The organism is Bradyrhizobium sp. Ken01 (assembly GCF_055807355.1).
In genome coordinates this window covers 51,462-65,051 of the sequence record NZ_JBVVPC010000001.1, presented here as the reverse complement: position 1 = coordinate 65,051, position 13,590 = coordinate 51,462, and the positions used below count along the sequence as shown (strand labels likewise).

Below are 13,590 nucleotides of genomic sequence, written 5' to 3'. Positions count from 1 at the left end.
GGCGGGTTTGCGCAGGAATTGCCTCAAACGAGGCTTTCTGCCTACCTGCGCAGCAAGCCGCCGAGCGCGCCGCGGACCAGCGTGCGGCCGATCGAGCCGCCAAGCTGGCCGGCGACCGACTTGCCGATATTGGCGGCCATCCCCCCGATCACCTGATTGGTGACCGATCGAGTCATGTCGCGCGCGATGACCTGGCCCGTCGACAGGCGGCCGCGCTTGACGTTGGTGCCAAAGATGGTGCCGACGATCGAGCCGATCTGGCCGAGGATGCCGCCGCCTCCGCCGCCCGCCGAAGCATCCGCAGTCGCAGCCGTGCCGGCAATGCGCTTCTGGATCATCTCGTAGGCGGACTCTGCATCGACGGCAGTGTCGTATTTGCCCTTCACCGGGCTTGCATCCATGATCACCTTGCGCTCTTCCGGCGTGATCGGTCCGATCCGCGCCGATGGCGGCCGGATCATCACGCGTTCGACCATCGCCGGCGTGCCGTTGCCTTCGAGAAACGAGACCAGCGCCTCGCCCTTGCCGAGCTCCATGATCACCTTGGCAGTGTCGAGCTTCGGGTTGGGCCGGAAGGTCTGGGCCGCTGCGGCGACCGCCTTCTGGTCGCGCGGGGTGAAGGCGCGCAATGCGTGCTGCACCCGGTTGCCCAATTGTCCGAGCACGCGGTCGGGCACGTCGACCGGGTTTTGCGTCACGAAATAGACGCCGACGCCTTTGGAGCGGATCAGGCGCACCACCTGCTCGATCTTGTCCATCAGCGCCTTGGGCGCGTCGTTGAACAACAGATGCGCCTCGTCGAAGAAGAAGACCAGCTTCGGCTTGGGCAAGTCACCAGCCTCGGGCAGCTCCTCGAACAGTTCCGACAACATCCACAGCAGGAATGTCGCGTAAAGCCGTGGGCTCTGCAGCAACTTGTCGGCGACGAGGATGTTGACCATGCCGCGGCCGTCGCGGTCGGTCTTCATGAAGTCTTTCAGCGTCAGCGCCGGCTCGCCGAAGAATTTGGTGGCGCCCTGGTTCTCCAGCACCAGAAGCTGGCGCTGGATGGTGCCGACCGTGGCCTTGGTAACGTTGCCAAAACCCTGCGCCGCCTTCTTGATCTCGGCAAGCGGGCTCTCCTCGGCATCCGCCCCCTTCTTGCCGGCATCGGGCACGATGGCATCGAGCAGCGCGCGCAGATCCTTCATGTCGATCAGCGTCAGCCCGTTGTCGTCGGCGACGCGGAAGGCGACGTTGAGCACGCCTTCCTGCACGTCGTTCAGGTCGAGCATACGTGCGAGCAGCAGCGGGCCCATTTCAGTGACGGTCGCCCGCACCGGGTGGCCCTGCTCGCCGAACACGTCCCAGAACACCGTCGAGAACTGGTCGGGCTCGAACGTCAGTCCCATCTCGGTGGCGCGCTTGACGATGAAATCTTTGGCTTCGCCGACCTCGGAGATGCCGGATAGGTCGCCCTTGATGTCGGCCGCGAAGACCGGAACACCGGCGCGCGCAAATCCTTCCGCCATGACTTGCAGCGAGACCGTCTTGCCGGTTCCGGTTGCACCCGTGACGAGGCCGTGGCGATTGGCGAACGCCAGCGTCAGCCATGCCTGCTCGTTTCCTTTACCGACGAAGATCTTCTCGTCGGTATCACCGAGCTTGCTGTCCTGTGCGGTCATTATTCCCTGATCTCTCTGCCCTGTTTCGCATATCGAAACTCGAATGCACCAGTTCCGTAGTTTAACGCATATCGCGCGCTGATTGAAACCATTCAACGCGCTCCGGGCATGCAACATCGTCGGAAACATGCGGGTGACATCCGCCGAAAGTAGGAACGACGCATTCGCATCGCGGCATTTTTTTGCCGATTTCATCTCCGCTCTTGCATCGCTGCAACACTTCTCGCGCGTTCGAGACTGAATCGGAACGTTGATGGCGTTCATCGCTTGTATTTCACATCACACCGGCTCAAGATCATTTTCGAAAGCAATACTCCGGCATGTGAACCGGCTGAGGGGCGGCCATATGGACGAGCTAATCGGGCGGCTGGCGACAAACGCCAGCATAGATAGTGCTGTCGCCGAAAAGACGGTCGGCATTATCCTGGGCTTCCTCCGCAACGAGGGTCCTTCCGACAGCGTCCAGGTCCTGATCGACCAGATTCCGGGTGCAGAAGCGGCAATCGAGGCGTCCGGCAGCGGCGGAGGACTGTCGCGGCTGATGGGCGGCGGCCTGATGGCGGTGGGCACGCGCCTGATGAGCCTGGGACTTGGCATGTCCGAGATTCAGAACATCGCCCGTGAACTTTTTCGCTTCGGCCGAGACAAAATCGGAGCGGATCAGATGGGCAAGATCATCGCGGGGACCCCGGGCCTCAGCCAGTTCGCCTGACGCCTGCGCATTTCACATCGAGTATCATGACATATCCGATCTCCGAGATTGAGGGCCTGTCGGCCTTTGCCGCCAACAAGTTGAAGGCGCAGGGTATCCGCACCACCGACGCGCTGCTCGAGGCGGCTTCGACCGTGAAGGGCCGCAAGGCTCTCTCCGCCAAGACCGGCATCAGCGAGCAGTTGCTGCTGGAATGGGCCAACGTCTCCGACTACATGCGCATCCCCGGCATGGGCCGGGCCAAGGTCGGCCTGGTCCGCGCGGCCGGCGTCACCACCGTGCGCGAGCTCGCCTACAGAAATCCGGCAAGGCTCGCCCAGAGCATGCGGGACGCCAACGAGAAGAAAAAGCTGCTCCGCATCCTGCCCTCGGAGAAGTCGGTGGGCGACATCATCGCCAAGGCGAAGAAGCTCCCGCCGAAGATTTCGTATTGATCCAGGGACAAGGCTGGGCAGATAGAGCACCGCTCCTTCCCGGTCGTCATTGCGAGCGTAGCGGAGCAATCCAGAGTCTCTCCGCAGCGGCAGCCTGGATTGCTTCGCTACGCTCGCGATGACGGAGCGTGGGCAAGAGCATCGCGCCCTCACGGGCCCCGGAGCGTATTGGGCAACTGGATCGCTCCCCAATCCCGCCTTGAATCCCCCCTCCCCGACCGCTAAAGCGGGCCGCATGAATGCCTCGCCCTCCCCATCCGTCCCGGCGGCCGGTTCAGTCGGGCTTGACGTGCTGCGGACGCTGCTGGAGCGGCCGATCCCGGCGGTGATGGGCGTGCTCAACGTCACCCCGGATTCATTCTCCGACGGCGGCGACTTCATCGCGCCCGAGCAGGCGCTCGCGCGGGCACGGGCGATGATCGAGGCCGGGGTCGACATCATCGACATCGGTGCCGAGTCCACCCGGCCCTACAAGGGCGCCCGGCCGGTCACGGCGGAAGATGAGCTGGCGCGGCTGCGGCCGGTGCTACCGGGCATCGTGGCGCTCGGCGTCCCGGTCTCGATCGACAGCATGAAGGCGGAGGTGGTGGCCTTCGCGCTCGACCAGGGCGTTGCCATCGCCAATGACGTCTGGGGCCTGCAACGGGACGCCGACATGGCGCCGCTGGTCGCCGCGAGAGGCGTCCCCGTCATCGTCATGCACAACCGCGACAGCGTCGATCCCGCGATCGATATCATCGTGGACATGAAAGCGTTTTTCCTGCGCTCGCTGGACATCGCAGCGAAAGCCGGCATCGCCCGCGACAAGATCGTGCTCGATCCCGGCATCGGCTTCGGCAAGACGGCCGAACAGAGCATGATCGCGCTGGCGCGGCTGGGCGAGCTGGAGGTGTTCGGCCTGCCGATCCTGGTCGGTGCCTCGCGAAAACGCTTCATCGCCTCGGTGTCGCCGTCGGAGCCGACAGAGCGGCTCGCCGGGTCGATCGCCGCGCATCTGATCGCCGCACAGCGCGGCGCGAAAATCATCCGGACCCACGACGTCGCCGAGACCTTGCAGGCCCTGCGAGTGGCGCACGCAATCGAGAGCAAGCCATGACCGATACGATCTTCGTGAGCGGCCTGTCGATCCATGCCCGCCACGGCGTGATGGAGCACGAGACCGAGGTCGGCCAACGTTTTGTCATCGACCTCGAGCTTTATACCGACCTGTCGGAGCCTTCGCGGTCCGACCGCCTCTCCGACACCGTGTCCTACGCCGACGTCGTGGCGACCACCACCGCGGCCTTCAAGAACACCAATTACAAGCTGCTGGAGCGCGCGGCCGGCGCGGTCGCCGACGCCATCCTGTCGCACTTTCCGCGCATCCGTGCGGTCAAGATCACCGTGCACAAGCCGCATGCGCCGATCGCCGCGATCTTCGACGACGTCGGAATCGTGCTGACGCGCTCGCGGCACCCCTGACATGGCGAGCGTCCTGATTGCGGTCGGCGGCAATGTCGGCGATGTCCGCGCGACCTTCCAGAAGGCGATCGCCCATATCTGCGGCATGGCGCAGGCTGCGTTGATCGCGCGCTCGTCGGACTATGCGACGCCGCCCTGGGGCGACGAGGACCAGGCTCCCTTCATCAACGCCTGCATCGAGATCGAGACCAGCCTCGATCCGCATGCGCTGCTGTTCGTGATGCAGAAGGTCGAGCAGAAATTCGGTCGCACGCGCGATAAGGAGCGGCGCTGGGGCCCGCGCACGCTCGATCTCGACATGATCGCCTATGACGACGTGTCGATGCAGAAACCCGACCTGACCCTGCCGCATCCGCGCCTGTTCGAGCGCGCCTTTGTGCTGGTGCCGCTGGCCGAGATCGCGCCCGAGCGCGTGATCGCAGGCGTTCGCGTCCGTGACGGTCTCGCCAGCGTCTCGACACAAGGCATTGAGCGGCTTCCGGATACCGGTTAACCAAAAACAACCGTTTGCAGGGACGGCCGGCCGTGGCAATTTCGCCTGCGAACAACAAGATTTTCGGGAGCCCCTCGCCGCATGACCTCCGCGACTGACGACCTGCCGCTGGCGGCGGATTTTCCCAAGGCGACCGTCGACGACTGGCGCAAGCTGGTCGATGGCGTGCTGAAGGGCGCGCCGTTCGAGAAGCTGGTCGGCAAGACCTATGACGGCATCAGGATTGATCCGCTCTATCCGCGCGCCAAAGGCGTTGCGCCCGTGGTGGGGCGGCCGGCGGCGGCGCCCTGGCAGATCATGCAGCGGATCGACCAACCCGATGCAAGTGCGGCGAACGCGCAGGCACTGACCGATCTCGAAAATGGCGCGACGGGTCTGGCGCTGGTGTTCGCCGGCGGCAATGCCGCTCACGGTTTGGGGCTGGAACCGACCGCAGACGCAGTCGCAAAGATTTTGAAGGATATCCATCTCGATGCCGGCATCGGGCTGGAGCTCGAGATCGGTCCCCAATCGCGGATGGCGGCGATCCACGTCGCGGAATATGTGAAGAGCAACGGCATCGATCCCGCGGCCTGCGACATCCGCTTCGGGCTCGACCCGCTCGCGGCCGCCGCGGTGTGGGGCCATAGCCCCTATACCTGGGACGAGATCGTTCCGGCCATCACTGGCGGCATCAAGGGCCTCGCCGCGCTCGGCTTCAAGGGTCCCTTTGCCTCGGCCGACGGACGCGTGATCCACGATGCCGGTGGCTCGGAGGTGCAGGAGCTCGCCTTCGCGCTCGCCTGCGGCGTCGCCTATTTGCGCGCGATCGAGGGCGCGGGCGTTCCGCTGGAGCAGGCGCAGGGCATGGTCTATGCGCGGCTTGCCGCGGATGCAGATCAGTTCCTCACCATGGCAAAATTCCGCGCCTTGCGGCTGCTGTGGGCGCGTATCGAGACGGCGTGCGGGCTCACGCCAAGACCACTGTTCATCGCCGCCGATACCGCCTGGCGCATGCTGACGCAGCGCGATCCCTATGTGAACATGCTGCGCGCGACCATGGCGACGTTTGCGGCCGGACTTGCCGGCGCCAACGCGATCACCGTGCTGCCGCATACGCTGGCGCTCGGCCTGCCCGATCCGTTCGCGCGGCGCGTGGCGCGCAATACGCAGCTCGTGCTGCTGGAAGAGAGCAATCTCGCCAAGGTCAGCGATCCCGCGGCAGGCGCAGGCGGCATCGAGACGCTGACCGGCCAGCTCTGCGACGCGGCCTGGGCGCTATTCCAGGAGAGCGAGAAAGCCGGCGGCGCCTTCGCTGCGCTTCAGCAGGGCCTGTTCCAGAGCAAGGTCGCGGCCGCGCGAAAAGCCCGCCACGCCAACATCGCAAAACGCCGCGACGTGCTGACCGGCGCCAGCGAATTTCCGAACCTGCACGAGAACGAGACGACGGTGCTGAAGGCGACCCCGATCGCGCTGGCGCCTTATGGCGAGCAAAAATACAAGTTCGACGCACTGCCGCCGATCCGGCTGGCGGAACCGTTCGAGGCGCTGCGGGACAAATCCGATGCGGCCTTGAAGGCCCACGGCGCGCGGCCGAAAGTGTTCTTGGCCAATCTCGGCACGCCCGCCGATTTCACGGCGCGCGCGACCTTTGCCAAAAGCTTGTTCGAGACCGGCGGCATCCAGGCCGTCGATAGCGAGGGCTTCGCCGATCCGGCCCAGTTGGCTGCCGCCTTCAAGGCCTCCGGCGCCGGGCTCGCCTGCCTTTGTTCCAGCGACAAGGTGTATGCGGAACACGCCGAAGCTGCGGCGCAGGCCCTGCAAACCGCCGGGGCGCGACTTATCTATCTGGCAGGCCGCCCGACCGATGCAGAGGCGGCGCTGCGTACAGCCGGCGTCACCGGCTTCGTCTTTGCCGGTGGCGATGCGCTTGCGACGCTGCAAGACATTTATCGACGGATGGAGCAGCCATGACGGAAGCAGGCAAACCCGTTCTCACCGGCGGCTGCCAATGCGGGGCAGTGCGCTTCGGAGTCATGACGGCGCCGAACAGGATTTCGATCTGCCACTGCCGGATGTGCCAAAAGGCCAGCGGGGCGCCGTTCGCCTCTTTTGCCGACATCAACACGACGGACTTTGCCTGGACCAAGGGGCAGCCGTCGTTCTTCCGCTCCTCCTCCATCGCCGAGCGCGGCTATTGCGCCGCCTGCGGCACGCCGTTGAGCTTCGGCCGCATCGACGGCGACCGCATCGAGATCATGACCGGCGCGTTCGACCGCCCCGACCACGTGGTGCCGACGCGGCAGTTCGGCACCGAGTCCCGTCTCGGCTGGGTGGTCGGGATCGCCAATCTTCCAAGCCAGACCACGCAGCAGAATTACGGGCCGGAGAAGATGGCGACCATCGTCAGCCATCAGCATCCAGACCATGATTGAGCGTCTATGATATGGTTGAAACCATGAGCCGCATTCCTGATTTCGCAGACATCGCCTTCGAGCGCACCACGAGCGCCACGCCATCAGGCAGCGCCGAGCCGTGGCTGACGCCCGAGGGTATTCTGGTGAAGCCCGCTTATAGCGAGGCCGACCTGGCCGGGCTCGACTTCCTCGAGACCTATCCGGGCATCGCGCCTTATCTGCGCGGCCCCTACCCGACCATGTATGTCAACCAGCCCTGGACTGTGCGGCAATATGCCGGCTTCTCCACGGCGGAGGACTCCAACGCATTCTATCGCCGCAATCTCGCGGCCGGACAGAAGGGCCTTTCGGTCGCATTCGACCTCGCCACCCATCGCGGTTATGACAGCGATCATCCGCGCGTCGGCGGCGATGTCGGCATGGCCGGCGTTGCCATCGATTCCATCTACGACATGCGCACGCTGTTTGCGGGCATTCCGCTCGACCAGATGAGCGTGTCCATGACCATGAACGGCGCGGTGCTGCCGATCCTCGCGCTCTACGTTGCGGCTGCCGAGGAACAGGGCGTGCCGCCGGAGAAGCTCTCAGGGACCATTCAGAACGACATTCTGAAAGAGTTCATGGTGCGCAACACCTACATCTATCCGCCCGCGCCTTCGATGCGGATCATCTCGGACATCTTCGCCTACACCTCGCAGAAGATGCCGAAATACAATTCGATCTCGATCTCCGGCTATCACATGCAGGAGGCTGGGGCGACGCAGGACCTCGAGCTCGCCTATACGCTGGCCGACGGCGTCGAATATCTTCGCGCCGGCCTCGCGGCGGGCCTCGACGTCGACCGCTTCGCGCCGCGGCTGTCGTTCTTCTGGGCGACCGGGATGAACTTCTTCATGGAAGTCGCCAAGATGCGCGCCGCGCGGCTGCTTTGGGCGAAGCTGCTGAAGCCTTTCAATCCGAAGGATCCGCGCTCGCTGTCACTGCGCACCCATTGCCAGACCTCCGGCTGGTCGCTGACCGCGCAGGACGTCTTCAACAACGTGATGCGCACGACTGTGGAAGCGATGGCGGCGACGCAGGGTCACACCCAGTCGCTGCACACCAACGCGCTCGACGAGGCGCTCGCGCTGCCGACCGATTTCTCCGCGCGCATTGCCCGCAACACGCAGCTCTTCCTGCAGCAGGAGAGCGGCACCACCCGCATCATCGATCCCTGGGGCGGCTCGTATTATGTCGAGCGTCTCACGCGCGACCTCGCCGCCAAAGCCTGGAGCCACATCCAGGAGGTCGAGGAGCTCGGCGGCATGGCCAAGGCGATCGAGGCCGGCGTACCGAAGCTGCGCATCGAGGAAGCCTCGGCCAAGACCCAGGCGCGCATCGATGCCGGCAAACAGGCGGTGATCGGCGTCAACAAATACAAGCCGACCGACGAAGCTCCGATCGACATCCTCAAGGTCGACAATACCAATGTCCGCCGGCTCCAGATCGACAAGCTGACGCGGCTGAAATCCGAACGCAACCAGAAGGAGGTCGAGGCCGCGCTCGCCGCGCTGACGCGCTCGGCCGGCGAAGGCAACGGCAATCTGCTGGCGCTCGCCATCGACGCTGCGCGTGCGAAAGCAACCGTCGGCGAGATCTCGGACGCGATGGAGAAGGTGTTCGGTCGGCACCGCGCCGAGATCAAGTCCATCACCGGCGTCTACAAGCGGGAGGCGTCCAGCATGGGTAACCGGGTCGAGAAGGTTCAGGCGCTGATCGACGCCTTCGAGGAGGCGGAAGGCCGCCGTCCGCGCATCCTGGTCGCAAAAATCGGCCAGGACGGTCACGACCGCGGCCAGAAGGTGATCGCGTCCGCCTTCGCCGATATCGGCTTCGACGTCGACATCGGGCCGCTTTTCGCGACCGCCGACGAAGCCGCGCGCCAAGCGGTCGAGAACGACGTCCACATCCTCGGCGTCTCCTCGCTCGCCGCCGCCCATCTCACCGCCGTGCCGGAGCTGAAGGCCGCGCTGAAGAAGCAGGGCCGCGACGACATCATGATCATCGTCGGCGGCGTGGTGCCGCCACAGGATTACGACGCGCTCTACGCGGCCGGCGCCGAAGCCATCTTCCCGCCGGGCACCGTGATTGCGGACGCGGCCGAGGAGCTGATCCGCAAGCTGAACGCCCGGCTCGGGCATAGCGAGGCGGCGGAGTAGGTCGCCATCGACCTTCGAAAGGACAGTGCGTGATATTTTCCGCGCCAGCGTTCATGCGCGCGCTAGCTGTGGTCGCAGCCTGCAGCGCGTCGTTGGCTACCGCGCATGCCTCCGATCGCAAGCCCGACGCGGTCATCAAGACCAAGAGCATCGAAGCCCGCGTCTTCCTCGACGACAAGGTCAAGGTCGATGCGGCGCTGGCGGCCGACTGCCTGACTGAAGGCAGGAAATGGCTCGACAAGAACGCGGCTGAAGCCGCCGCCTCGCGCAAAGAGGATCCGCAATTCTTCAGGGATGGCGGCTGGGACTTTGAGCGCAAATATGCGATCCGCTCCGTCGTCGCCGACCGCTATGTCAGCATTCTCCTCAACGACTACATGGACACCCACGGCGCCCATCCCAACTCCGACGTGAACACGGTCCTGTGGGACAAGGCGGAGAACAAGCGCATCTCCATCCGCCCGTTCTTCACCGAGACCGCCGACAACGGCCCGGCCATGAAGGCAATGGTGAAGGCGGTGATCGCATCGTTGAAGATCGAGAAGAAGAAGCGCGATACGAGCGAGACCGCCACCGACGAATGGTTCAAGAGCGTGGAGCCGAACCTGCTCAAGATCGGCGCGGTGACGCTCGCGCCCTCAACCGACGCGGGCAAGAGTTCCGGGCTCACTTTCCACTACCCGCCCTACGCAGTCGGCCCCTACGCCGAGGGCGAATATGTCGCATTCGTGCCGTGGGAAACGCTGAAGCCCTATCTCACCGCGGAAGGCACCCGCATCTTCGGCGGCTCGCGGCCGAAGAGCGACGCGGACGAACCGCAGTGATCGTGTTGAGCGGCGACAGGTTGCTCGCAGAGCGCTGGTTGCGCTGCCTTGCAGCCGCGCTGCAAAGCCGACTAGAATGTCGCCATTGACAAGAGCGCCCGAAATCATGGGCGCCGCTGGGAGGCATTCATGTCCAAGATTACGCGCCGCAGCTTTGCGGCCTCTTCCGCTGCGGTTGCAGCGTCGGCCGCATTCGGCCTCACACCCGCACTTGCGCAAGCCTATCCGGCGCGGCCCGTCACCGTGATCGTGCCCTGGGGCGCGGGCGGCGGCACTGACGCGACTGCGCGCATTGTCGCAGCGCTTCTGGAGAAGGATCTCGGCCAGCCCTTCAACGTGGTCAATCGCACCGGCGGCTCCGGCGTCGTCGGCCATACCGCGATCGCGACCGCGCAGCCCGATGGCTACACCATCGGCATGCTCACCGTCGAAATCTCGATGATGCATTGGCAAGGGCTGACCGAGCTGGCGCCGAAGAGCTACACCCCGCTGGCACTGATGAACGAAGATCCCCCGGGCGTCCAGGTCTCCTCCTCCTCGCCCTACAAGACGGTGAAGGAACTCGCGGAAGCCATCAAGGCCGCCCCTCCCGGCAAGTTCAAGGCCTCTGGCACCGGCCAGGGCGGCATCTGGCACCTCGCGCTGGTCGGCTGGATGCAGGCGATGGGCCTGCCCGCCAACCAGGTCGCCTGGGTGCCGTCGAACGGCGCCGCACCCGCGATGCAGGACCTCGCCGCCGGCGGCCTCGACCTCACCACCTGCTCGGTGCCGGAAGCCCGCGCCATCATCGAGGCCGGCAAGGCCAGGAGCCTTGCCATCATGGCGCCTGCGCGCAATCCAATCTTCAAGGACGTGCCGACGCTGAAGGAGGCGATGGGCATCGACTACGCGACCGGCGCCTGGCGCGGCATCGGTGCGCCGAAGAACCTGCCGCCGGAGATCGCAACGAAGCTCACCGCGGCGCTGAAGAAGGTCTACGACTCCGCCGAGTTCAAGGACTTCATGGGTAATCGCGGCTTCGGCACCGTGTGGGGCGATGCCGGCCAGTTCGCAAGCTTCATGGACAAGGGGGACGCCCAGATGGGCGAAGCGATGAAGGCGGCGGGTTTGAGCAAGGCGTGATCTCCTGCGACTCTCACGCGAAGCGATAGTTGATTGAAGTGGCCGGTCCGCACGCTCAGTTCACCTCGCCCCGCTTGCGGGGAGAGGTCGGAATGCGCGCGAAGCGCGGATTCCGGGTGAGGGGGACTCTCCGCGAATCCAACTTTCACCTCCCCCGCGGAGAGCCCCCTTCACCCCGACCCTCTCCCCGCGCGCGGGGAGAGGGAGAACACCTCTCATAGGATTCTCCCATGCGCCTTCCCGACTCCGTCACGGGATCGTTTCTCGTCGTGCTCGGCACAGCAGCCGCCTATGGCGGCTGGCTGCTGCCGCCGGTGCCGGGGCAGCCGGTCGGCCCCAACGTATTTCCGCTCGTGATCGGCATTGGGCTTGCGCTGTGCGGGCTCGCGATCGTGTTCGGGATCGGCCACACCTTCGAGGAGGCGGAGGAACTGATCCCGCTCGAGGATGGCCAGGCAGCGACTGCCCCGCCGCCGCAGGGAAGATTCTACAGCCTGCGCGCGCTGCTGCCGCCGGCGCTGCTGCTGTTCTACGTGGTGGCGGCCGACCGGCTCGGCTTCATCATCACCGCGGCGATCATGGTCTACGTCACCTCGACCGCGTTGGGGGCGAAGTGGAAGCTGGCGCTGCCGCTCGCAGCGCTGGCGCCGTTCGCCATCCACCTGATCTTCGGCAAGCTGCTGCGCGTGCCGCTGCCCGCCGGCCTGTTGCCGACGCCCTGGTGATCCCATGCTGAAAACCCTGATTGAAGCGTTCGCTCTGATCTCCACCTGGGAGGTCATCATCGCGATGTTCGCAGCCTCCGTGTACGGGCTCGTGATCGGCTCGCTGCCGGGCCTGTCGGCGACGATGGCAACCGCGCTGCTCGTCCCCGTCACCTTCTACCTCTCGCCGATCGCGGCGATTGCGACCATCGTGGCGGCCTCCTCGATGGCGATCTTCTCCGGCGACATCCCCGGTGCGCTGCTGCGCATCCCGGGCACGCCCGCCTCCGCCGCCTATGCGGACGAGGCTTACGCCATGACCCGCAAGGGACAGGCCGAGCTGGCGCTCGGGGCCGGCGTGTGGTTCTCGGCCGTCGGCGGCATCGCCGGCGTGCTGTCGCTGATGATCCTGGCGCCGCCGCTGGCCGAGATCGCGCTGTCGTTCTCGACCTTCGAGTATTTCTGGCTGGCGCTGCTCGGCCTGATGTGCGCGACGCTGGTGGCGCGCTCCTCGCCCGTGAAGGCGATCGCCGGCATGTTCCTCGGCCTGTTGGTCTCCTGCATCGGCATCGAAAATCCCGGCGGCGTGCCGCGCTTCACCTTCGGCCTCACCGATCTGTTCGGCGGCATCGAGCCGATCCCCGCGCTGGTCGGCGTGTTCGCGGTCGCCCAGGTGATGCGCGCGATGCTGACGCCCGAGCCACCGCCGCTGCCGCGGCGCAAATTCGGAAGCATCATGGCCGGCCAGTGGAGGCTGACCAAGAAATACCATTGGCAGATGACGCGCGGAAACATCGTCGGCATCATCATCGGCGTGCTGCCCGGGGCCGGCGCCGACATGGCCGCCTGGGTGTCCTACGCGATGTCGAAGCGCTTCTCCAAGGAACCGGAAAAATTTGGCACCGGCCATGTCGAGGGCCTGGTCGAGGCCGGCGCCAGCAACAACGCCAGCATCGCATCGGGCTGGGTGCCATCATTGCTGTTCGGCATCCCCGGCGACACCATCGCAGCGATCGCGATCGGCGTGCTCTACATGAAGGGGCTCAACCCCGGGCCGACGCTGTTCACCGAGAAAGCGTCGAGCATGTACGCGATCTATCTGATGTTCATCATCGCGAACATTTTGATGATCCCGCTCGGCATCGCCATGATCCGGGTTGCCGCCTACATCCTGCTGGCACCGCGCTCCGCCATCATGCCGATCATCATGCTGTGCTGCGCGGTCGGCTCCTTCGCGATCGGCAACAACATGTTCGGCGTCGTCACCGTCGCCGCCTTCGGCGTGATCGGCTATGTCATGGAGGCGAACGGCTATCCCGTCGCCGCGATGGTGCTCGGCATCGTCATGGGCACCATGGTCGAGCAGGCTTTCGTCACCTCGCTGATCAAGTCGGACGGCAGCATTTTGCCGTTTTTCGAGCGCCCCGTGGCCGCGATCCTCGCCGCCATGGCGATCGGGGCGCTGCTGTGGCCGGTGATGGTCTGGGCATGGCGGAAGGTGAAGCCGGTGCGGACGGGGGTGGCGGCGACATCCCGGTGATATCGAGCGGGCGGCCCTCGCCTGCCCCGCGCGGGCGTTGTA

At 65.3% G+C, this 13,590-nt stretch carries 13 protein-coding genes; 12 read left to right on the top strand and 1 reads right to left on the bottom strand.

Annotated features, from left to right (window positions below; translation table 11 throughout):
• Positions 1 to 41: 41 nt before the first annotated feature.
• On the bottom strand, positions 42 to 1,664 hold the full coding sequence (locus AC0L3S_RS00275; RefSeq protein ID WP_473277723.1) for a helicase HerA-like domain-containing protein: 1,623 nt from the start codon (positions 1,662 to 1,664) through the stop codon (positions 42 to 44).
• Between the two features lie 346 nt (positions 1,665 to 2,010).
• Between AC0L3S_RS00275 and AC0L3S_RS00270 the strand changes: the two genes are divergently transcribed.
• The 12 genes from AC0L3S_RS00270 to AC0L3S_RS00215 all read left to right on the top strand — a co-directional run bounded on the left by AC0L3S_RS00270 (position 2,011) and on the right by AC0L3S_RS00215 (position 13,548).
• Positions 2,011 to 2,376 (top strand): DUF2267 domain-containing protein, encoded by a 366-nt coding sequence (locus tag AC0L3S_RS00270; RefSeq protein WP_473263232.1) that lies wholly within the window; start codon positions 2,011 to 2,013, stop codon positions 2,374 to 2,376.
• Between the two features lie 26 nt (positions 2,377 to 2,402).
• On the top strand, positions 2,403 to 2,810 hold the full coding sequence (locus tag AC0L3S_RS00265) for a DUF4332 domain-containing protein (RefSeq protein ID WP_007608193.1): 408 nt from the start codon (positions 2,403 to 2,405) through the stop codon (positions 2,808 to 2,810).
• Positions 2,811 to 3,045: 235 nt separating this feature from the next.
• Complete coding sequence (gene folP, locus AC0L3S_RS00260; RefSeq protein WP_473277722.1) at positions 3,046 to 3,906, top strand: dihydropteroate synthase; 861 nt, start codon at positions 3,046 to 3,048, stop codon at positions 3,904 to 3,906.
• Positions 3,903 to 4,271 carry a dihydroneopterin aldolase gene (folB, locus tag AC0L3S_RS00255; protein ID WP_473277721.1) on the top strand — a complete coding sequence of 123 codons (369 nt, stop codon included), beginning with the start codon at positions 3,903 to 3,905 and terminating at the stop codon, positions 4,269 to 4,271. The genes folP and folB overlap by 4 nt, the downstream gene beginning before the upstream one ends.
• 1 nt (position 4,272) lies before the next feature.
• Positions 4,273 to 4,764: a 2-amino-4-hydroxy-6-hydroxymethyldihydropteridine diphosphokinase gene (folK, locus tag AC0L3S_RS00250; protein WP_473263109.1), complete on the top strand. Its 492-nt coding sequence runs from the start codon at positions 4,273 to 4,275 to the stop codon at positions 4,762 to 4,764.
• An 81-nt stretch (positions 4,765 to 4,845) separates the two neighbouring features.
• A complete protein-coding gene (locus AC0L3S_RS00245; protein WP_473277720.1) occupies positions 4,846 to 6,717 on the top strand; it encodes a methylmalonyl-CoA mutase family protein in 1,872 nt (623 codons plus the stop codon).
• The gene (locus AC0L3S_RS00240) at positions 6,714 to 7,178 is read left to right on the top strand and encodes a GFA family protein (protein WP_473277719.1); all 465 of its coding nucleotides are present in this window, start codon (positions 6,714 to 6,716) and stop codon (positions 7,176 to 7,178) included. The genes AC0L3S_RS00245 and AC0L3S_RS00240 overlap by 4 nt, the downstream gene beginning before the upstream one ends.
• A 23-nt stretch (positions 7,179 to 7,201) precedes the next feature.
• Complete coding sequence (scpA, locus tag AC0L3S_RS00235) at positions 7,202 to 9,358, top strand: methylmalonyl-CoA mutase (protein WP_473277718.1); 2,157 nt, start codon at positions 7,202 to 7,204, stop codon at positions 9,356 to 9,358.
• 53 nt (positions 9,359 to 9,411) lie between these two features.
• The gene (locus AC0L3S_RS00230) at positions 9,412 to 10,182 is read left to right on the top strand and encodes an RsiV family protein (RefSeq protein WP_473277717.1); all 771 of its coding nucleotides are present in this window, start codon (positions 9,412 to 9,414) and stop codon (positions 10,180 to 10,182) included.
• A 129-nt stretch (positions 10,183 to 10,311) separates the two neighbouring features.
• A complete protein-coding gene (locus AC0L3S_RS00225) occupies positions 10,312 to 11,304 on the top strand; it encodes a tripartite tricarboxylate transporter substrate binding protein (protein ID WP_473263103.1) in 993 nt (330 codons plus the stop codon).
• Between the two features lie 230 nt (positions 11,305 to 11,534).
• Positions 11,535 to 12,029, top strand: coding sequence for a tripartite tricarboxylate transporter TctB family protein (locus tag AC0L3S_RS00220; protein WP_473263102.1), 495 nt, complete (start codon positions 11,535 to 11,537; stop codon positions 12,027 to 12,029).
• A 4-nt stretch (positions 12,030 to 12,033) separates the two neighbouring features.
• A complete protein-coding gene (locus AC0L3S_RS00215; RefSeq protein ID WP_473263101.1) occupies positions 12,034 to 13,548 on the top strand; it encodes a tripartite tricarboxylate transporter permease in 1,515 nt (504 codons plus the stop codon).
• Positions 13,549 to 13,590: the final 42 nt, after the last annotated feature.